This window comes from Nitrospira sp. ND1, from assembly GCF_900170025.1.
GTDB lineage: Bacteria > Nitrospirota > Nitrospiria > Nitrospirales > Nitrospiraceae > Nitrospira_A.
This window is the reverse complement of the sequence record NZ_FWEX01000006.1, coordinates 2635887-2654852: the sequence shown is the minus strand read 5'-3', so window position 1 is coordinate 2654852 and position 18966 is coordinate 2635887. Positions and strand designations below refer to the sequence as shown.

Genomic DNA, 18966 nt, shown 5'->3' with positions numbered 1-18966 from the left:
CTGCAGGAGACCGCGAGGGGGTTGGCGTATTCCGACGAACTGGACGAAAAGTTTCAGAAATTAACAAAGGGTTTATTAGTTACGATACGTAGCATACTCATGGAGGATTCCCACCCTCGGCCCTATCACTCCCAGTGCGCAATACAGGAGAAGGTGCTAGGTTCACGATGCATTCAGATAATGAGGTTTGCAGCATTAATCGGTGGTTGCTGCGAATACTCAGCTTGACTCAACTGGAATCGGCACCTTCTTCCGTGCCCCCAGGCTATCCGCCTTGTCTGCTTGGCCGTAATTACACAACGCCTTTTTCATCTAAAGCTATCCGCCACGCCTTACCGCTGGCCCTGCAGTATCGTTTTTTGACCATCCCGGCCATTTTTTGCTCCGCATCCTGGAGACAACCCTTCCGCCGGTTTCCTTGATATCAGTTCGGGTACATTCGATACGCTCTCCTTCTCGCATCTTCTTTGCACTAGGCCTGACCGCCTTCGTTGCCCCGACATCAGGCTTGCCGACGGAGGAAATGCCTGCTAGGGCCATCCGGCCCTAGCCAATGTTTTTTGGCCCTATCGACGTTTTTCAAAGGAATAGGCTGTCGAGCAGCTTGGAGTGGTGGCTGGAGAGCATGACGGTTCATATCTGATTTCCTTTCGACTGTGCTCGACGAAAATACCGAATGTCTTCAAATCACTGCGTCTGGAGCGGATGTAATGAGTGTCGCGTTGCAGGGCGTTGAATCTGACAGAACTCTACCCGCACTTGGCAGTTCGCAAGATAATTCGGAACAGATAGCAAACCTGCCTGAAACTGCTGTCCCTTACTGACCCCTCCTGTCCCCTCATGACCCCTACAGGGTTCTTTCATCACCGACGAACGTATCGGTATGGTCGGCACCATGCGCAGCGCGGACAATATGAGAGGAGATCCATGAAAAGGTCCTGGTTAACCGCGGTTGAATTAGCTGCCGTCCTCAAAGTGAGCGTGAAGTCGATCCGCCGAGCCTACCGCAAGGGCGAGATTCCCGTGGAGCGGTTCTGCCGGTTTGTACGATTCGACCTGGAACGAGTGAAAGAGGCCATGCAGGCAAATGGGCATGGCCCGTCGCTTGTTGCTTCCAAGAGAAGACAAGGACAGCGCAGCGCGACCGGCGGCGCCAGCCGGCGGCGCGCGCAGCGGACCGGCCCCCGACTGGGTAAGACGGGGGCGTCTATCGCACAGAAGCCAAGGGGGAAGAAATGAACGGTTCCGGAGGGTTCACGCAGACCATCGATTGGCTCGCCTTCACGCTGCCCAAGGCAGAAGTCGCCGACGTGATTGCGATGATTGGGGGCGACTGGTTTCAGAGTGAGAGCGGCTTTCGCGGCTATCCCGTGGCTCAGCTGATGACGGAAGGCAAAACGGGAGTCGGGAAACTGGGGACGGGTGCTCCTCGCAATCCGAAGGAAGTGCATGTCGATTTGTCTGCCGGGATTGTCTCCCAGTGGGATGAAACCAAGTTGAAGACGGTATTGGCCTGGATCTTCGCGCAGAAAGGCCATGTCACGCGCATCGATGTGGCGCTGGACGACCGGGAGGCGTCTGTCGCAGTGGAGACCGTCCGCCTCGCCGTGGAGGCCGGACAGGTAGTGAGTCGATCCAAGCAGTTCAAAGTCATCCAAGCGTCGAATCATCGGGAGGGCGTTCGAACCGGCGAGACACTCTACTTCGGGAGTCGAGAGAGTCAAACCATGCTGCGGGTCTATGACAAACGGCTGGAACTTCAATCCAAAGGACGGGAAGACGCGGCCTTATACGGCGTCCGATGGGAGCTGGAATTCAAACAGGATCGGGCCCAAGCCTGTGCGAAAGCACTCCTCACCCTCGATCCGGAAGATTGGCGGGCGTTTCTGGTTGGCGTGCTGCGTTCCTATGTCGATTTTCGCGAGACGACACGAGAGGCGGAATCCTATGAGAAGTATCGGGCCCCGTTGGTGGGATGGTGGAAAGCCCTCACCGAAGGCTTCATGCGATGCCGACTCGTCGTCGAACGGATTCAGCAGCGATTGGATGACGTGGCGGCCTGGTTGGCGAACGCCATCAGTCCCATGCTCGCGGTGGTCGTCGCCTGTCGTGGCGATCAGTTCCTCATGGAGATGATCTATGCGGGTACCAAACGATGGACACAGAAGCACTATGCCCTGCTGAAGCAACGCAAGCGAGGGACCCCCTATGTCCTTAGAGTTTCATAACGGGTCGTGGCGACGCATGTGTCCAGGATGTGGCACCAGAGGCTGTCGGTGCAAGTGGCTACAGGGCGCTCTGTATCTGAGCTGTACGGCATGCGATTCGGAATTCTGTTTGAAGCCAAAAGCCCGGTCCGAAGGCCGGGGCGTGTGGGTCAGGCGCTTGGCTGACTCGAAATTCACTCACTATTCAGGAGGTCTCGACGATGCAAGTCAAAGCCGATGGGTCCGTGCAGGGCTATGTGGAGCGGAGGAGCCGGGAAGGGAAGGTCTACAGATCGGTGGATTTTTATGTGAAGGGCAAGGATCCGGGGGTGCTGCGCTTGGGGATTCCGGAGGATCAGATGCCGTTGATCGAGGTCTGCAAGCAGGCCGAAGGGAAACAGGCCCGCGCATCGATCGAAGTGCGGAAGTTCGAACAGACCGGTCGTGTGTTCTTCGATTTGTCTGGATTGGAAGTCCTGAAGTAACGGCAGGAGGAGGAAGGCCAGTGGATCTCACCATTATTCTCGTGGCGGTCCTGTTGCTGGCCTTCCTCGCCGGCCTTGGAGTCGGACGGTTGTGAAAGTCCTGTCTCTCATGACGTATCTCGGGTTTGTCTGGGCCCTTCTCGTCTCACTCTGTGTCGCGCCGGGCGAATCGTTAGGCCAGACCACGACGCAGTATTCGCGGGTGGTGGCGCAGGCCGAACGCATTGCCTATCTGGCGGCTCAACGGTCGGCGCTAGCCTCCCAAGTCGCCACAGCCGCTCTGGCACCTTCGGCTGCATCGATGGCCGTGCGCATGGTGGCAGGTCCGGTGGGATGGGCTGCGCTCGGAGTGAGCGCCGGTTTGGTCCTGGCTCAGATGTATTACTCACAGAGCGATCTTTCAGGTGTGAAAACCGCCGCATCCACGCCGGGCGGGTGGCAAGTCGCCAGCACCAATGCGGGCGTCCAGACATTCCCCGGTTTTGGCACCAATACACCAGGCAATCCGGCCTATCCCAATGCGACCATTCAATTCAGCGCGACCAATGTGCCGCTCTGTGCGGTCGATAGCGAGTATTTGCATGATTGGGTCGTCGGGCCGTTCCAGAGCCTGAGCACGGCCGTCTTCTTCACCGGCAATTTCTTTGTAAATGGCCCTTCGGTCGGCGGCTACAGCCTGTATGTCTGCCATCGCATGGGGATTCCCGGTTCAATTTCACCGATTCAAGATGCGTTGATTCCGCCGACCCAACAACAGGTGGCCAATTTTGTCGGTGGGCTCCCGGCCAGCGATCCGAAGTCTGTCGAAGCTCATACGAATCCTGTTGGCACGAATGGCACGACGCAACCGGCTGACACCACCATTTCCCAGGCGGTGACACCAACCGAAATGCCAACAACCGTCAAGCCGAAGCCAGTGCCTGCCGGCGATATCGTCGTGGTGGACACGGTCCCGCCTCCGGTGAGTACCCCGCAGCAAAACACGCAACAGCAGACGACGACCACGACGCAAAATCCCGACGGTTCAACGACGCAGCACGAAGAGACTCAAGCGACCACGTCGTGTGCCGTGGGATCGCACGAGAGCCGCACCTTCGGCACGGTCCTGCAAGCGCATCAAACCATCTGGGCCACGAGTGGCTTGCTGGGGACACTGAACCTCCTCAAATCGCTCACGTGGCCTTCGACGTTGCCAGTGATTGCCTTGCCCTCGGCGTTCTTTGGCAGCCAGCAGGTGGACTTCAATCAATGGGCCTGGTTCTTCACCGTGCTCCGAACGCTGGTGATCGCCACAGCCTCCATTGCCGCGTACCGCATCATCTTTGTGGGAGGAGGCCAGACGACATGACGGCCATTCTCACCCTCATCTATTGCTGGCTACAGGAGTTCTTCTTCTCGCTCACGGATTGGGGACTCGGCATCTGGGATTCTGTGCTCTCCGTGGCAGACAGCACGCTCGCCACCATTGGCACGGCGGGCCTCACCCTGCCGGTGATTCCCGATCAATACGCGTGGGTGCTGGGCGCGACGGGCATGAGTCAGGCGCTGGCCATTGTGGCGAGCGCCATGGGCACGCGGTTCATCCTGCAAACGATTCCATTTGTGCGGTGGGGATCATGAACCAACTCGTGATGGGCTGGGCCTATGCCTGGACGATGATTTTAGCCCTCTGGGTCTGGGTGTATCTCCGGAGTCTTCGATGATTGAACTGTATGAAGGGGTACCAGGCTCGGGCAAGTCCTATCACGCGATCTGCGAGAAGTTCTTGCCGTGGGTGAAACAAGGCCGACGACTCTATATCGCGGTCGATGGGATTTATCTAGATCGGTTATCCCTCTTTACCGGGATCGAGCTTGGAACCCTCGAACAACAGATCACGCTGTGGAAAGACTCGGTCGAAGTCCTCCAGGCCTTTCCCCATGTCGAACCAGGCTCAGCCGTGATTATCGACGAAGCCCAGACCGTCTTCCGGTCCATGCAGAAAGTGGAACCCGGTCTGCTGCGTTGGCTCGAAACCCATCGGCATTACGGCGTGGATATTCTGCTCATGAGCCAGGATTTCCGCCAGATGTCGCAAGGCGTCACCCGATTGATCGAAGCCACGGTGAAGTTCAGAAAGCTGGCATTTGTGGGCCTGTCGAAAAAGTATCAAGGCAAGGTGCGCGGAAACCCCGAAGATAATGAGGTCATTCGGGCCTTCGTCGGCACCTATTCGCCGGCGGTCTACGCCTACTATTCCAGTTATGCCTCGGCGGCAATCCGGGAAGAAAAACGGAGCCATACCGTCTTCAAGTCGGCACGGGTGGCGATTGGCATTGCGGCGGGACTCTTTGCCATTGGTCTTATGGTCTGGCGGCCCTGGTCCTCGCTGAGCGCGAGCAAGCCAACCCCTGCCGCTGGATCAACTGCTATCCCTACCACCACCATCGGCGCCCCAGTCTCCGGTTCGGCCAGTCTGATGAACCCATTAGGCATGTCTCCTTCAGCGCCAACTCCTCCGCCTGTACCGAAGCGACCTGTTCGCATCCTCGGAGGCGCGGGCATGACTCAGAACCGCCAAGGTTGGCATTACCTGCTGGACAGCGGCGAGATCCTGACGGCGGCGCAGATTACCGGCCGATATGGGTTGTCCGTCTCAGAAGTCTATGAAGACGGTTCGATGCGGCTGATTGGCGAAGGAGTGTTCTATGGACCTGCCGGCGATTGAGACGATGACCTACTTCACAGCGATCTTCTGGCTCGGCGGCTTTGCGGTCGGCCTCATCATTAAGTTGATTCTGCCTCAGACTCACTGAGGCGCTCGTCCGCCGGCGAGTCATCCGGCGGCGTGGGTGGACGGACCCACCATCAGCACAAGGAGGTGCCGTATGAAGGGATGGGGTTGGGTGAAAGGGCTTGGAGGGCTGCTCATGGCGTTCGTGTTCGCCTTGGGTGTCCCGGCGCTGTCGCAGGCGCAGTTGTTTCCGGTCTCGGCGGATGTGGCCACGGTGCGGGCCGATCTGCTGTTATGGGCCACGGCCTTGATTGGCGTGGCGTTGGCGATCTACGCCTTTAAGCGCGTGCGCGCGATTGTGGGCTGAGCGAGCCCATGGAGGCAGGCTGGCAGCAGCCTGCCTCTTTTTTCGCAATCAAGGACGTTAAGGAAATGACAAAGGAGTTCCCACATGACGGCGCAACAGATTCAAACCATTGGCAATGCGCTGGCTGTCGATCTGGTCGCCTGGGGGACGGCGGCGATTGGACTCGCCCTGGTGGCCGCCGGCGCGGCCTGGGTGTTGCGGCTGCTCCGCTAAGCGCCGGGCCAGCCTTGGTCAGCGAAGCTGTAGTAGCGCTCTTCGGCCAGAATCAGATGATCGAGGAGGGTGATGCCGAACAGTTCACCGACCTCGCGGAGCCGCTTGGTCAGGATGCGGTCTTCGGGACTCGGCGTGATGTCACTGGAGGGGTGATTGTGGGCACAAATCCAGGCGCCGGCATTCATGAGGATCAGCGGCTTGAAGACTTCACGGGGATGGACAATGGTCAAGTTAAGAGAGCCAGTGGACACAATATTGATTCCGATGAGCTTGTGCTTGGCGTCCAGCCCACAGATGAGGAACTGTTCCCGGTCCAGACCCGCAAACAACGGCCGGAGAATCGCCGCTGCACCCTCCGACGTATGGACCGATTCCGTAGCTGGAAGGGCACGGCCCTCGCGGACCAGCGTGACACGGTACCGAGGGACCGCGTATTTCCGAACCGGGCTCAGTGGCCGTCCACCGTTCGAGGAACCGAGAGAGCTATCAACGGACATGTCCGCCTCCTTCTGAAATTATGTTCTAGCCCCACCCTTCACCAACCAAGGGTGGGGCGTAACGAAGGAGGCGGCACGGGGCTCTCGCAGCGGGCAGGCCTGGAGGGGGGATACACGGAAGGACTGTCCCGGTGCTCCCCGGCCCCGAGTCGTACCCACTGGGGGCTCACTCTTCGACCCAAGCCGGACAGGGCAGAGGCGTTTCAGTGAGAGCGGGAAAAGAATGAATCAGGAACGGCAAGCCAGCGCGACGCTGGAAATCATGACCCTGGCCGAAGCGGCAGTCTATTTGCGCGTGTCAAAATCCACTCTGTATCAGCGGAAGGATATTCCGAGGCATCGCATGCCGGGATCGCGAGAAGTCAGATTTCTCAAAGACGAGCTGATCGCCTGGTTGAAAAGTGGTGATGGGGAAGCACAGTCGGCGGATTCTAGCGAGCTGGTTTTCCCACTAGACACGGCTCATACCACTGTTTACCATCGGAACCCAAAGTATCGGGGATGACCATGGCGTATACGATTACCAAGCGACGCACGACCAAAGGGATTGCCTTTGACCTTTATTTCCGTTGGAAGGGGCAACGGTATCGTCCCCTACTCGGCTACGACCTCTCGCCCCATCAAGCACAACAGTGTGCCATCGACCTGATTCACAAGATTCAAAACGAAGAACATGAGAAACCGCGTTCGCTCATGACCCTTCGCGATGTCCTGCCGCTGTATTGGCAGGCCTTCGAAGTAAAAAAGCGCATCGATCGCACGCGACCAAAAGGAATTCTGGAGAATCACATCTTGTCCTGCCAATCCTGCGTCAGAAACGACTTATCCTGCAGTCATCGTTTTGGACACCAGCCACTTGCTTCGCTCAAACCGGAGGATGGGCTCCGATATGTGAAGGCCCGGCTGGACGAAGGGGCGACGGCCGGCACCGTCCGCCGTGAATGGCAGGTCCTCAATCGGATTCTCAATGTGGCCGTGCGCTACGAGAAATTGGACAGAAACCCGTTGAAACATGTCGAACTACCGGACGCGGAGAAGCGAACCAGAATCGCAGAGCCAGGAGAGCTCTCACTCATCAGCAAGATGCGGGAAAACGACCCCACCAAGCTTGAATGCCGGCAGGAGCTCTGGCGCATTATTCAGGTGGCGGTCTCGGTCGGCCTGCGAGAAGGGAAAATTCTGGAGATCGAACGTTCGTGGGTGAAGAAGCGTGAGGATGGGTATTGGCTGTGTCTGCCGCCGGCTGCGAGTCGTATCAAAGGAACTCCGCAAGAAGTGCCGTTGAACCGCACCGCGATGCTTGCCTTAGGCGCTGAGGTTCCTTCTCTTGCCGATGGTCGCGTATTCCGCCGTTGGACTCATCAGCGAGCATTCAAGGAATATTGGAGTGAAACCTGTCGCCGGGTCGGGATTCACGACCTCCACTTTCACGACCTGCGGCATACGTTTGCGACGAGACTGCAACGTATCGGTGTGGATTACGAAGTCCGGCAGGCGCTCCTGGGTCATCGCATGCCCGGCATGACGGCGAACTATTCTCATGGGGGTCCGGAGTGGGATCAAAAGCTGAGATCCGCCGTGGAAGGACTCGAAAAAGCCTATCCGTTGTCCTATGGATTGTCCTATGAGACTAAGGCGGCAGTGGGGATAACTGCAGAAGTCATTGATTTGAATGGTGAGTCGGCTGGGATTCGAACCCAGGACCCTCGCCTTAAAAGGGCGATGCTCTACCAGCTGAGCTACCGACTCTCCCAAACACAACGACGGCACATCGTCACGCGTGGCGCGGGACGGAGGGGGATCATACCACCGACACGTGATGGTTCGCTACGGCTGGGGCTGCGTTCCACGGACAATCCGGCCCCTACCGTGACCGTTGCGGACGCACACGGCGACCGGCCTTGAGCGGATTGTTCAGAATGATGGTTTCATCCCGGCGTGAACCGGTCGAAATCATATCGATCCGGCACTCAGCGAGTTCCTCGATCCTGGTGAGGTACCGCTTCGCTTCCGCAGGCAAATTCTTGTAGGTCGTGACACCGGTGGTCGGAGCACTCCAGCCACGCACCCGCTCATACACCGGCTCACAATTGGTCAACGCCAGCAGATCGGACGGCATCTCACGGTGGATTTTGCCGTTCACGCGATACCCCGTACAGACTTTCAGTTCTTTGCAGCCGTCCAGCACGTCCAACTTCGTCACGGCTAACGACGAGAGCCCGTTCACTCGCGTGGCATGACGGACCACCACACTGTCGAACCACCCGCAGCGGCGAGCCCGCCCGGTGGTCGCGCCGAATTCTTTCCCACGCTCCTGCAACCAGCCACCCACTTCGTCGGTCAATTCAGTCGGGAACGGTCCACTGCCGACTCGCGTGGTATAGGCCTTGGTGATGCCCATCACGGAGTCGATTTTCGTCGGCCCCACTCCGGTGCCGGTACAGGCGCCGCCGGCCGATGAACTCGAGGAGGTCACATAGGGATAGGTGCCGAAATCGACGTCTAAGTGCGTGCCCTGCGCACCCTCGAACAGCACGGTCTTGCCGGCATCGACGGCTTTATTCACGACGAGGGCCGTATCGATGATGTAGCTTTTCAAACGATCGGCATACCCCATGTACTGCTGGTAGACCTTTTCCAATTCGAAACAGTCGACTTTGTGCAGCTGCTCGAGCAGCCAATTGATATCGACCAGATTTTCTTCCAGCTTCTGTTTGAAGAGCGGGGGATTGAGCAAATCGCCCATGCGAATGCCGATCCGCGCCATCTTGTCGCCATACGACGGCCCGATCCCGCGCCCCGTGGTGCCGATCCGACGAACGCCCTTCGACTGTTCAGACGCCTTATCGATGGCCTTATGGTAAGGCAGGATCAGATGGGCCCGGTCGCTGACCGCAAAATTCTTCCCGATCTTCACGCCCTGCCCCTGCAGATGATCCATTTCTTCAATCAACGCCCCGGGATCGACCACGACGCCGTTGCCGATCAGGCAGCGGGTGCCGCGATACAGAATGCCGGAGGGGATGAGATGGAAAATGAACGTATCCCGCTTATTGATGACCGTATGGCCGGCATTGGACCCACCCTGATACCGCACGACCATATCGGCATCCTTCGCGAGGATATCGACTATCTTCCCTTTGCCTTCGTCGCCCCATTGGGAGCCGATGATGACGAGATTCGCCATTGTTCGCTGCCTACGCTCCTTCTGCCCTTGCTGAACTCGAAAAAAAAGCCCTGACCTCGTACTGATCAGAGCCGGAAGGGCATCATGGTAGGATTCGCCTCGCGGTTTGTCAAGCAAGCTTTTCAGCGAGGATCTGCTATCCGTCGGCAGAAACGAGGTGCTCGCCCTCCTTTTCGTGCCCCCATCCCAACGGAGTTTTTGCAGCCGCCCGGCGCACGAGCAAAAAAATGAGGACAGGCCAGGGCCTCACTCCAATGCTTTTCTTGACTGACAAAAACCGCCCATGCTAGATTGCAGAGTTACGTCTGCACGTTGATTCTTTTTCTCGTGCCTGTGCACATGTACAGACAAGCTTGCGTGGGGCTGTGGCGCAGTTGGGAGCGCGCGTGAATGGCATTCACGAGGTCGCCGGTTCAATCCCGGCCAGCTCCACCAAATAAAGCTTGTCCGACCAACGCTTCGAATGTGTGCGGGGATATCCGAACTCTACGAGTCATACGCTTGGCCGGCCGCCGGTGCACACACGGACGCTGACACTCCGCCGCGGGTACCTCACCGAACGTTTCACCCCTTACACCGAGTCTTACTGATCCATGCTGCAGCTTGAATCTGTCCATAAACAATTTGCTACCAAAGTGCTGCTCGAAGGTGCCACGGCACACCTGCGTCCCGGTGCCCGTGTCGGCCTCGTGGGCCCGAACGGCGCTGGAAAAACGACGCTCTTCCGGATGATTCTGGGCGAGGAGTCTCCCGATAAAGGCACCATCCGCAAACGCCCGCGCCTCCGTGTCGGCTACCTTCCGCAGGAACTCGAAACCATTGTCGGAAAAACCGTCCTGGATGCCACACACCGCGACCTGTATCCAGAACATGAAGCCGAACGGATTCTCGCCGGCCTGGGCTTCTCGGAAGCCGATTTTTCGCGACCGATTGAGAATCTTTCCGGCGGATACCGCATGCGCGTCGCGCTCGCGCACTTGCTGCTGTCGAACCCCGACGTGCTCATGCTGGACGAGCCGACGAACCACTTGGACAAGCCGACCCAGCGGTGGTTCGAGCGATTTCTCCTCGACTCGAATCTCACGCTCCTCGTCATCTCGCACGACACCAAATTCCTCGACGGCATCGCCACGCATATCTGGGAACTCCGCGATCGCACCATTCAGGAATTCCGCGGCAACTATACGAAGTTCCAGGAACTCCGGGCGGCGCGGGACGCCCAGATCGAATCGGCCGCCAACCGGCAGAGCAAAGAAGTGGCTCGCGTCCAGAACTTCATCGATCGTTTTCGCTATCAGGCCAACAAAGCCAAGCAGGTGCAGTCGCGCATCAAGCAGTTGGATAAGGTCAAGTTAATCGAGCGGCAACGCGACACCAAACGCGTGCGCTTCAAATTCCCCCTTCCCTCGGCCAGCGGTCGGCACGTGCTGGAACTTAAAGGCGTCGCGAAGAGCTACGGCGAAAAGGTGATTTACCGGTCGCTGGATTTCACCGTGGAACGAGGGCAGCGGATCGCGCTGGTGGGTGAGAATGGCGCCGGGAAAAGCACACTGTTGAAAATATTGGCCGGGGTGCTGCCGTTCGAAAAGGGCACGCGCCAGGTCGGGCACGGAGTCACGCTTCACTATTTTGCCCAACATCAGGCGGAGTCATTGGACCCGGACGACACGATTCTGGAGTCGCTGGCCGAGGTCTCTGCGCAGGCCGAAACGAACTTTCTCCGCGGTATTGCCGGTGCCTTCCTGTTTTCCGGTGACGACCAGAAAAAGCCGATCAAAGCCCTCAGCGGCGGCGAGCGCAATCGCGTGGCCTTGGCCCGCATGCTGGTGGAGCCGGCAAACACGTTGCTGCTCGACGAACCGACCAACCACCTGGACCCGGCCTCGGTGGACATGCTGACCGACGCTCTGACGGACTTTCCGGGAACGATCATCTTCATTTCCCACGATCCGACGTTTCTGACGCGCGTCGCCACGCTGATCGTTGAAGTGGATGAAGGCCAGGCGAAGAATTATCTCGGCGACTATGAGTACTTTTTGTGGAAGAAGGCGCAGGAGTTCGAATCGATCAAGGAAAGCAGCGCGGAGCTCGCCGCCGCCCAAGCGGGCAAATCAGACGGCCCCACCAAGGCCATGGCCTCGCAGGTGCAACAAAAATCTCAGGGCGGGGAACGACGGGATCTGAACAAAACGCAGGCGCGCCTTGAAAAGCAGGTGTCGCGGGCGGAGTCCGAGATCGCCTCGATGGAAACCAAAGTGAAAGCGCGAGAGCTTGAGCTGGCCGACCCGGCCCTCTATCAGGAACTTGGCCGATGGAGCGAATTGCAGCGAGAGCAGGAAGGTTGGAAAAAAGAACTGGAGCGACTCACTGCGCGTTGGGAATCGTTGTCCGATGAATTGCAGGGCGTGCGGGAAAAACTGACGGCAATCGGTTAATCGGTCGACTTCAGCGTCTCTTCAAGATAGTAGTACAACCAGCGGTTCTTCTCTTTCGTCACCAGATCATCCCACACCACCCCCAGCAATATTCCCTTCTCCCACGGTTTGGCCCAAGCCACGGTGGCGTTTAGTTTCTCCTGTTGCTCCACGCGATCCGGATCCAGGAAGGCCAGCGACACGGTAATCTTTGCGCCGATGGGCAGGGTCTCTTTGGAATGAAGGCCGGCGCCGATTTTATTCACGTTATTCAGCACCGCCGTAAAACCCTTGGCTCCGCTTTGCGGCGACACCAGGGCCGACCCGACGAGCGTGGCCCGGACATACTTCCGGCGCTCGCTCACACTCTCCGCTGAACTGGATTGACGTGCCATGATGACCTCGGCCCTAAGTATAACCGTCTGTCCAGGTTTGTCCAGCCCCTTTCTTCATCGAATTAGGGGGTTCTGGGGCGGTAATACCGTGTGCCACGAAGCGGCTCCGGGAGGTGATTCTGATCGGTTTTGGCGGCTGGATCGTCATGCACATACCGATACCCCTTCCCGTACCCGATGTCTTTCATGAGAGACGTCACGGCATTGCGCAGGTGCAACGGCACGCCGAGATTGCCATGTTGGCGCGCATCCCGCACCGCCTCCTGCAGGCCCACATAGGAGGCATTATCCTTAGGCCGCGAGGCCAGGTACGTCGTCCCGTGCGCCAGGTTGATTTGAGCCTCCGGCAGCCCGACGAACTCCACCGCCTGCGCTACCGCGTTGGCCATCACCAGGGCCATCGGATCGGCATTGCCGATATCTTCTGACGCAAAAATCACCATCCGTCGAGCAATGAATCGAGGATTCTCCCCACCTTCCAACATACGGGCCAGCCAATAGAGGGCGCCGTCCGGGTCGGAGTCGCGCAGGCTCTTGATATACGCCGACACCAGGTTGTAGTGCTCCTCGCCCGACTTGTCGTAACGAAGCGCCTTTTTGAGCAGCGCAGCCTCCAGCACCCGTTCATCGATGATCCGTGATCCATCCGGCCCGACAGGCGCCTGGCCGACCACAAACTCCACTGTCGTCAACAGGCTTCTGGCATCACCGTTGCCGAAGGCAATCAGCCGCTCGCGGGCAGCGGGGTGCAACGTGATCCGGAGCGACCCGAGTCCCCGTTCCGAATCGGCCACTGCCCGGTCCAGAATGGAACCGAGCGACTCCTCTGTCAGCGGCTTCAACAGCACCACGATGGAGCGAGAGAGTAAGGGCGCGATCAGTTCGAAGGAAGGATTTTCTGTGGTCGCCCCGATGAGCACCACCGTCCCCCGTTCGACATGCGGCAAAAAGGCATCCTGCTGGGCTTTATTGAACCGGTGAATTTCGTCGACGAACAGCGTGGTCGCACGACCCATCGCCCGACGATGCTCCGCAGCCTTAATAATCTCGCGCAACTCGGGAATGCCGCCGGTGACGGCTGAAAACGGCACGAACTGGGATTCGGTGTGCTGCGCGACCAGCCCGGCCAGGGTTGTTTTCCCGCAACCCGGCGGTCCCCAGAAAATAACGGAGGAGAGTTGATCCCGCTCAATGGCATTTCTGAGCGGGCGTCCCGGCCCCACCACCTCATCCTGCCCGACGAGGTCATCGAAGCTTCGCGGACGCATCCGCTCGGCCAGCGGAACTTTTCCCGGACGGGTGGCCCTCTGAGCCGGCGCGAAGAGATCGCCTGTGGAATCATGAGAGGACATGGTCGTGCTCTACCTGAATACTGCCCTGCATTCTAGCTGTCGCAAGGGAATCATCGCAAACGACTCTCGTCCCCACCTGCCGATCCTCCCCTTGATTCCCGCGCGCGGCAATGCTACCACCCATCCATCGGCTTTTCACAAAGGATGGACTCATGTTTTGCGACACGAAGGGCATTCGGTTGGCCTACGATGAGCAGGGCACAGGACTTCCTCTCGTCTTTCTCCACGCCTTCCCGCTGAATCGTTCGATGTGGACGCCACAGACAACCGCGCTGTCCAGACAATTCAGGACCATCGCCGTGGATCTGCGCGGGCATGGTGAGTCGGATGCCCCGCTGTGGGCATTTTCACTCGAAGACTACGCCGATGATGTCTGCGCACTGCTTGACCACTTGGCTATTCCCCAGGCTGTGTTGGTGGGATTATCGATGGGCGGCTATGTCGGCTTTGCGTTTTCCAGAAAATACGGGAACCGCCTGAAGGGATTGGTGCTGGCTGATACTCGAGCGCAGGCGGATAGTCCGGAGGGGAGAACAGGACGCTTCAATCTGGCCCAGACTGCCTACGGGAAAGGGGCCGACGCCGTGGCGGACATCATGCTCCCGAAACTACTGGGCGCAACATCACTGCAACAGAAACCTGAACTCGTTGATTACGTCCGGCGCACAATCCGGGACACACCGGTGAGCGGCATCCTCGTCGATCTGATGGCCATGGCGAACCGCCCCGATTCCGTCGCCCATCTCCGCGCGCTCACCTGCCCAACTCTGGTGGTAGTCGGCCAGGAAGACCACACCACGCCCCTCGCCGACGCGCAAGTGATGGCGACAGAGATACCCGGTGCCCGGCTGGCCGTGATCCCTGCGGCCGGGCACTTGAGTAATCTTGAACAACCTGAGGTCTTTAACGATCTGGTGAGAAACTTCGTCGAGGAACTACGGGCGGCGGGCGATTAGTTTCCGTCCCTGACGCTACTGCCTCGAATCAACTTCAAGAACTCTTCGCGGGTCTGTTGTTGCGTGCGGAACACGCCCAGCATGGAACTGCTCACGGCCACGGTGTTCTGTTTTTCGACGCCCCGCATCATCATGCAGAGATGTCGCGCTTCCATCACCACCGCCACACCATGCGCATTCAGCTTTTTCTTCAGCGTTTCGGCGATCTGAAGCGTCAATCGTTCCTGAACCTGCAGGCGTCGGCTGAACGCATCTACCACCCGAGGAATCTTGCTGAGCCCCACGACTTTCTTGTTCGGCAAGTACCCCACATGGCACTTCCCAAAAAACGGCAGTAAATGGTGCTCGCACATGCTAAAAAAATCGATGTCTTTCACGATCACCATTTCGTCGTACTCGATCGGGAACAAAGCCCCGTTGAGCAGATGATCGATATCCTGCCGATATCCTTGAGTCATAAAGCGCATGGCCTTCGCGACCCGCTTCGGCGTATTGAGGAGGCCGTTACGGTCAGGGTCCTCTCCCAATTCCAGCAAAAGATTCGTCATCAGCCCTTCAATCGGGTCCTCGTCGGTCGGTGCCGCAGAGACACGCGACCGTCTGGCTCGGGCCCCAGAAACCACTTTAGCCATGCCTCACTCCCTCTTCTCTCCGCTTGCTCTCCACGGAGCCGGAATACTCGAAGTAGTTATCCCGTGTTTCAATCACACCGACCTTTACTAGCCGTCCCGCAGGAAGCTTATCCACCAACAAATCCCAAATGAGCAGCACCAGATTCTCTCCGGTCGTAGTCTGGGTCGCGAACTCCGGATCCAGGTTCAAATCCTGATGATCGAAACGTTGCACCACGATTCGCTCGACCACGGCATCAAGCCGTGACACATCGAGCACCTGATGCGTGACCGGATCGATATCGCCCTTCACAGACACAAACACCACATAGTTGTGACCGTGCCCGTTGGGATTATTGCACTTCCCGAAAGTGGCCCAATTCTCCTCAGCCGACAGCTGATCGGTATGCAGCCGATGGGCAGCGCAGAAACGATAGCGCCGGGTGATGGTGGCCTGAGACATCGAGACAACTCTCCAGAAAGATCGGCAGAACGAACAAGCCGGGAGGGCCCCCCGCTAGAGAGGGAGCCACTCCCGGCTTGCTGCTACTCAACGGACCATTCGCAATCCGGTTGGGGGTCAACCGGAAGGCTCTTACGCACTGAAAGAACTGCCGCACCCGCAGGTCGTCTTGGCTTGCGGATTCTTGATCGAGAATCCGGACCCCTGCAAGCTGTCGACATAATCGACTTCCGCGCCCTGAAGCAGCGGTGCGCTTTGAGAGTCCATGATGACCTTCACGTCGCCTTTTTCAATGACCGTATCATCGTCGGCCATTTTGGATTCGAAGGCCATGCCGTACTGATAGCCGTGGCATCCTCCGCCGCGAACATAAATCCGCAGACCGACCACATCTTTTTCCTCGGTCATGAGTTCTTTTATTTTCTGCTCGGCCAATTGCGTAATCGTTACCATCGTTGGTCCTCCTTCTGGTCTACCTGTTCAGCACGTTACGATACTCTACCATCTCACGGGAGCTTACGGAAGTCCTGTGCCTCTTTTTCCAACTTCGCCTGATGAGGCTGATGTGGGTTGCACCCATTTGGTTTCCGGCACACGCACCACTACATCCCCTAACACTCTTGCCTGGCAACCCAGCCGATGCCAAGGCTCCGACAAGGCTTCACGGTCCAACAGGTCCTGTTCGTCGAAATCAATCTCCGACAGATTGTCCCCACCCATCTGCACTTCAACGCGGCACGTGGTACAGGAGGCATTGCCGCCGCAATCGTGATTCAGTTCAAACCCCAGCGTCTTGGCGGCCTCCAACAGGGTGAGATTTGATTCAACCTCACCGCTCCGACCCTGTGGATGAAGAAAACTTACACGCGGCATCCGACCATTCCTCTAGGCGCTCGCACCGGCCCCTGTGCGGACCGGCTGAAAGGGACAGCGTTGCAAACGAATATGCTCTTCGAATTCATGCTGGAACAATCGCAAACTGCTCTGCACCAGGACTGCGGCACCGGTGATAAGGGTGCAATACCCGGTGCCCTTCACAAATCCACACAGTTGCAGCAACGAATCGAGGTCCTTCTGGCTCCCTTCCCCGCGCTCGATCTTGTCCATCAACGTCGCCAGATTGATCGTGCCCATCCGGCACGGAGGACATTGGCCGCAACTTTCATTCTTGAAGAAATTGGAGTACTTGAGGGTCGCCGCCACCATGCATGTGGCATCATCGATCACAATCGTCCCGGCGGAACCGAGTCCGGTCCCGGCCTTCTTCAGCGAATCGAAATCCATCGGCAGATCCAGCTGATCCGCCGTGACCATTGAGAACGCAGGCCCGCCTGGAAATACTGCCTTGATCTTGCGCCCGTTCGGGACACCCCCGCCGCACGTCTCGATGAGGTCCCTGATCGTCACGCCCATCGGCATTTCATACACTCCGGGCCGATTCACCGATCCGCTAAGAGAGAAGAGCATGGTCCCGGGACACTTCTCCGTCCCCACCTGAGTGAACCATGCGGCGCCGTTTTTAAGAATCAGGGGAATGTTGCACAACGTTTCAACGTTGTTCACCAGGGTCGGCTTCCCATACAGTCCGAAATCGGTGGGGTAAAACGGCGGCTTCTGACGCGGCATGGCCGGACGTCCCTGCATGGACTCCAACATGGCCGTCTCTTCACCCGCTACGTAACTGCCATGACCGGAGTAGACTTCAAGGTCGAGGTCCACGCCAGTTCCGAGGATATTCTTCCCCAATAGGCCACGTTCCCGGGCTTGGGCGATGGCTTTCCTGAGATTCGCCTCTTCTTCCGCATACTCATGGTTGACGTAAATATAGGAGGCTTTGGCATTCACGGTTCGAGAGGCAATGAGACAGCCCTCGATCAGTTGATGCGGGATATGTTTCAGGAGATGACGGTCTTTGAAGGTACCCGGCTCATGTTCCCCGGCATTGCAGACAAAGTAACGCTCCTGAACTCGATGGTTGAGGACCTTGTCCCACTTCGTACCGGTCGGAAAGCCGGCGCCGCCACGCCCGCGCAATCCGGCTTTCTTAATTTCGCCGACGATGTCGTTGGGGGTCAGCTCTTTCAGACACTTCCGCCAAGCTTCATACCCGCCGGTCTTGAGGTAGGGGTCGATTTCCCAGGGAGCCCCTTCAAGCTTCTGCAATACCCTTGGTTGAGGTAGGGTCACGTTATTCCCTTTCGGGGGTAGCACCCCCAGGTTAGCAGGAATGTACTATACGGCTGCTCTTTGGGGGCCGTCAAGCCAAGTTCGCCTGATTAGGCCTGAATCTCAATCATTTAGGCCTGATAGGCCTACCGCGAATCAGTCCAAAGACTCGCCGACATTCGATTACGGTACCCGGCATCGATCGGCCCAAGAAAAAGGGGACTGGCCACCCTCATCGGATGACCAATCCCCGTGATTCTGCTCACCCGACGGTCTACTTCAAATGGCTCCCCGCTCCCATGAAGAACAACATGGGAATAGACAGCAAGAAGTTGATACGGGATGCGATCAAGGCCGTTTTTCCCCACTGAGCCATCTCCGGCGGAGCGGGCGTGCCCTGGGCAGCCGCAGCCACCGCTGCAATGACTTTCTTCTGATTGGGCCAAATAATTCCGTGCACATTCCCCATCATGATGATACCGAGCAAACCACCGATCCCCAGCGCAAGCGCCCCCGTTCCACCTTTTGAATAGAGGTAGCCGTAGAGCACGATCCCCGCGAGGACGGTGACCGTGGCGCCATGGCGGAACCAATTCAGCGCGGCAGGCATCAGCTTGGGAATGACGATGTTCTTCGTCGGCCCATCCAGGCTCTTGAGAAAGCCGGCATTGATGAGGTTAAAGAAGTACAACAGCCCGATCCAGGTAATGCCGGCCAGGAAATGGATCCAGCGCACGATCAAACCGAACCAGTCGGCATCGCCCGCCCCCACTCCCGCCATACCCAGATAGACGACTATCAATCCGACAGCGAGCGCAAATCCTGCGCCCAATGTCTGATATGGATCTTCCAAAAATTTCATACGCCCCCCAACTGTAACGGTTTAGTGCCAGCCCCGTTCTCTACTGCAGGCTGCTGAGCCTTGTCAAGCAACCTG

Annotated in this window: 21 protein-coding genes, 2 tRNA genes and 1 pseudogene; 13 read left to right on the top strand and 11 right to left on the bottom strand. The window is 58.0% G+C overall.

The features are described 5' to 3' along the window. Positions 1–927 precede the first annotated feature (927 nt). The 8 genes from NSND_RS21365 to NSND_RS21865 all read left to right on the top strand — a co-directional run bounded on the left by NSND_RS21365 (position 928) and on the right by NSND_RS21865 (position 5985). Positions 928–1239, top strand: coding sequence for a helix-turn-helix domain-containing protein (locus tag NSND_RS21365; protein ID WP_080880207.1), 312 nt, complete (start codon positions 928–930; stop codon positions 1237–1239). Then, a complete protein-coding gene (locus tag NSND_RS17480) occupies positions 1236–2228 on the top strand; it encodes a replication initiation factor domain-containing protein (RefSeq protein ID WP_080880206.1) in 993 nt (330 codons plus the stop codon). The genes NSND_RS21365 and NSND_RS17480 overlap by 4 nt, the downstream gene beginning before the upstream one ends. Before the next feature lie 200 nt (positions 2229–2428). Continuing rightward, positions 2429–2692 carry a hypothetical protein gene (locus NSND_RS17475; protein WP_080880205.1) on the top strand — a complete coding sequence of 88 codons (264 nt, stop codon included), beginning with the start codon at positions 2429–2431 and terminating at the stop codon, positions 2690–2692. 91 nt (positions 2693–2783) lie between these two features. Beyond that, a complete protein-coding gene (locus NSND_RS17470; RefSeq protein WP_080880204.1) occupies positions 2784–4040 on the top strand; it encodes a hypothetical protein in 1257 nt (418 codons plus the stop codon). After that, a complete protein-coding gene (locus tag NSND_RS17465) occupies positions 4037–4312 on the top strand; it encodes a DUF2523 family protein (RefSeq protein ID WP_080880203.1) in 276 nt (91 codons plus the stop codon). Before NSND_RS17470 ends, NSND_RS17465 begins: the two co-directional genes overlap by 4 nt. A gap of 79 nt (positions 4313–4391) precedes the next feature. Beyond that, entirely contained in the window at positions 4392–5399 is a 1008-nt protein-coding gene (locus NSND_RS17460; RefSeq protein ID WP_080880202.1) for a zonular occludens toxin domain-containing protein, read from the top strand. Between the two features lie 160 nt (positions 5400–5559). Further along, the gene (locus NSND_RS17455) at positions 5560–5772 is read left to right on the top strand and encodes a hypothetical protein (protein WP_080877055.1); all 213 of its coding nucleotides are present in this window, start codon (positions 5560–5562) and stop codon (positions 5770–5772) included. An 84-nt stretch (positions 5773–5856) separates the two neighbouring features. Then, positions 5857–5985, top strand: coding sequence for a hypothetical protein (locus tag NSND_RS21865; protein WP_255373892.1), 129 nt, complete (start codon positions 5857–5859; stop codon positions 5983–5985). Here the strand turns inward: NSND_RS21865 and NSND_RS17450 are convergent. After that, positions 5982–6485, bottom strand: coding sequence for a JAB domain-containing protein (locus NSND_RS17450; protein WP_080880201.1), 504 nt, complete (start codon positions 6483–6485; stop codon positions 5982–5984). The two genes, NSND_RS21865 and NSND_RS17450, sit on opposite strands and share 4 nt — an antisense overlap. A gap of 223 nt (positions 6486–6708) precedes the next feature. Between NSND_RS17450 and NSND_RS17445 the strand changes: the two genes are divergently transcribed. Both NSND_RS17445 and NSND_RS22215 read left to right on the top strand, forming a co-directional pair. Next, positions 6709–6990, top strand: a complete 282-nt coding sequence (locus NSND_RS17445; RefSeq protein WP_080880200.1) for a helix-turn-helix transcriptional regulator — start codon at positions 6709–6711, stop codon at positions 6988–6990. Then, positions 6987–7967 (top strand): annotated as a pseudogene (locus NSND_RS22215) (tyrosine-type recombinase/integrase); the annotation flags it as partial. The gene NSND_RS17445 and the pseudogene NSND_RS22215, both read left to right, overlap by 4 nt. A 191-nt stretch (positions 7968–8158) precedes the next feature. Here NSND_RS22215 and NSND_RS17435 read toward each other — a convergent pair. Then, a tRNA-Lys gene (locus NSND_RS17435) sits at positions 8159–8234 on the bottom strand. Positions 8235–8349: 115 nt separating this feature from the next. Next, complete coding sequence (locus NSND_RS17430) at positions 8350–9672, bottom strand: adenylosuccinate synthase (RefSeq protein ID WP_080880199.1); 1323 nt, start codon at positions 9670–9672, stop codon at positions 8350–8352. Between the two features lie 359 nt (positions 9673–10031). Between NSND_RS17430 and NSND_RS17425 the strand changes: the two genes are divergently transcribed. Beyond that, positions 10032–10107: transfer RNA gene (locus NSND_RS17425), tRNA-Ala, on the top strand. A 158-nt stretch (positions 10108–10265) separates the two neighbouring features. Next, a complete protein-coding gene (locus NSND_RS17420; RefSeq protein WP_080880198.1) occupies positions 10266–12107 on the top strand; it encodes an ABC-F family ATP-binding cassette domain-containing protein in 1842 nt (613 codons plus the stop codon). Here NSND_RS17420 and NSND_RS17415 read toward each other — a convergent pair. Together NSND_RS17415 and NSND_RS17410 are read right to left on the bottom strand one after the other, a co-directional pair. Continuing rightward, positions 12104–12481 carry a PilZ domain-containing protein gene (locus NSND_RS17415; RefSeq protein WP_013250056.1) on the bottom strand — a complete coding sequence of 126 codons (378 nt, stop codon included), beginning with the start codon at positions 12479–12481 and terminating at the stop codon, positions 12104–12106. The two genes, NSND_RS17420 and NSND_RS17415, sit on opposite strands and share 4 nt — an antisense overlap. A gap of 62 nt (positions 12482–12543) precedes the next feature. Next, positions 12544–13833 carry a replication-associated recombination protein A gene (locus NSND_RS17410; RefSeq protein ID WP_080880197.1) on the bottom strand — a complete coding sequence of 430 codons (1290 nt, stop codon included), beginning with the start codon at positions 13831–13833 and terminating at the stop codon, positions 12544–12546. A gap of 152 nt (positions 13834–13985) precedes the next feature. On the opposite strand from NSND_RS17410, the gene NSND_RS17405 reads away from it, so the two are divergent. Further along, entirely contained in the window at positions 13986–14789 is an 804-nt protein-coding gene (locus tag NSND_RS17405) for an alpha/beta fold hydrolase (RefSeq protein ID WP_159450856.1), read from the top strand. On the opposite strand, the gene folE is transcribed toward NSND_RS17405, so the two are convergent. From folE to NSND_RS17375, 6 genes are all read right to left on the bottom strand, one after another. Next, complete coding sequence (gene folE, locus NSND_RS17400) at positions 14786–15421, bottom strand: GTP cyclohydrolase I FolE (RefSeq protein WP_080880195.1); 636 nt, start codon at positions 15419–15421, stop codon at positions 14786–14788. The genes NSND_RS17405 and folE overlap by 4 nt on opposite strands. Next, positions 15414–15863, bottom strand: a complete 450-nt coding sequence (locus NSND_RS17395) for a 6-carboxytetrahydropterin synthase (protein ID WP_200810554.1) — start codon at positions 15861–15863, stop codon at positions 15414–15416. The genes folE and NSND_RS17395 overlap by 8 nt, the downstream gene beginning before the upstream one ends. Before the next feature lie 132 nt (positions 15864–15995). Continuing rightward, a complete protein-coding gene (gene erpA / locus NSND_RS17390) occupies positions 15996–16316 on the bottom strand; it encodes an iron-sulfur cluster insertion protein ErpA (RefSeq protein WP_013250062.1) in 321 nt (106 codons plus the stop codon). Positions 16317–16379: 63 nt separating this feature from the next. Continuing rightward, positions 16380–16736: a 2Fe-2S iron-sulfur cluster-binding protein gene (locus tag NSND_RS17385; protein WP_080880194.1), complete on the bottom strand. Its 357-nt coding sequence runs from the start codon at positions 16734–16736 to the stop codon at positions 16380–16382. A 12-nt stretch (positions 16737–16748) separates the two neighbouring features. Then, entirely contained in the window at positions 16749–18050 is a 1302-nt protein-coding gene (gene nuoF / locus NSND_RS17380) for an NADH-quinone oxidoreductase subunit NuoF (protein WP_200810553.1), read from the bottom strand. Between the two features lie 253 nt (positions 18051–18303). Next, positions 18304–18891: a urate hydroxylase PuuD gene (locus NSND_RS17375; RefSeq protein WP_235000294.1), complete on the bottom strand. Its 588-nt coding sequence runs from the start codon at positions 18889–18891 to the stop codon at positions 18304–18306. Between the last annotated feature and the right edge of the window lie 75 nt (positions 18892–18966).

Coding starts and splice junctions, on each gene's coding strand:
- NSND_RS17480 (WP_080880206.1), top strand. CDS start 1,236: ATGAACGGTTCCGGAGGGTTCACGCAGACCATCGATTGGCTCGCCTTC.
- NSND_RS17375 (WP_235000294.1), bottom strand. CDS start 18,891: ATGAAATTTTTGGAAGATCCATATCAGACATTGGGCGCAGGATTTGCG.
- NSND_RS17465 (WP_080880203.1), top strand. CDS start 4,037: ATGACGGCCATTCTCACCCTCATCTATTGCTGGCTACAGGAGTTCTTC.
- NSND_RS17410 (WP_080880197.1), bottom strand. CDS start 13,833: ATGTCCTCTCATGATTCCACAGGCGATCTCTTCGCGCCGGCTCAGAGG.
- NSND_RS17475 (WP_080880205.1), top strand. CDS start 2,429: ATGCAAGTCAAAGCCGATGGGTCCGTGCAGGGCTATGTGGAGCGGAGG.
- NSND_RS17445 (WP_080880200.1), top strand. CDS start 6,709: ATGAATCAGGAACGGCAAGCCAGCGCGACGCTGGAAATCATGACCCTG.
- NSND_RS17460 (WP_080880202.1), top strand. CDS start 4,392: ATGATTGAACTGTATGAAGGGGTACCAGGCTCGGGCAAGTCCTATCAC.
- NSND_RS17450 (WP_080880201.1), bottom strand. CDS start 6,485: ATGTCCGTTGATAGCTCTCTCGGTTCCTCGAACGGTGGACGGCCACTG.
- NSND_RS17405 (WP_159450856.1), top strand. CDS start 13,986: ATGTTTTGCGACACGAAGGGCATTCGGTTGGCCTACGATGAGCAGGGC.
- NSND_RS17415 (WP_013250056.1), bottom strand. CDS start 12,481: ATGGCACGTCAATCCAGTTCAGCGGAGAGTGTGAGCGAGCGCCGGAAG.
- NSND_RS17395 (WP_200810554.1), bottom strand. CDS start 15,863: ATGTCTCAGGCCACCATCACCCGGCGCTATCGTTTCTGCGCTGCCCAT.
- NSND_RS17455 (WP_080877055.1), top strand. CDS start 5,560: ATGAAGGGATGGGGTTGGGTGAAAGGGCTTGGAGGGCTGCTCATGGCG.
- NSND_RS17420 (WP_080880198.1), top strand. CDS start 10,266: ATGCTGCAGCTTGAATCTGTCCATAAACAATTTGCTACCAAAGTGCTG.
- folE (WP_080880195.1), bottom strand. CDS start 15,421: ATGGCTAAAGTGGTTTCTGGGGCCCGAGCCAGACGGTCGCGTGTCTCT.
- NSND_RS21365 (WP_080880207.1), top strand. CDS start 928: ATGAAAAGGTCCTGGTTAACCGCGGTTGAATTAGCTGCCGTCCTCAAA.
- NSND_RS21865 (WP_255373892.1), top strand. CDS start 5,857: ATGACGGCGCAACAGATTCAAACCATTGGCAATGCGCTGGCTGTCGAT.
- erpA (WP_013250062.1), bottom strand. CDS start 16,316: ATGGTAACGATTACGCAATTGGCCGAGCAGAAAATAAAAGAACTCATG.
- NSND_RS17430 (WP_080880199.1), bottom strand. CDS start 9,672: ATGGCGAATCTCGTCATCATCGGCTCCCAATGGGGCGACGAAGGCAAA.
- NSND_RS17385 (WP_080880194.1), bottom strand. CDS start 16,736: ATGCCGCGTGTAAGTTTTCTTCATCCACAGGGTCGGAGCGGTGAGGTT.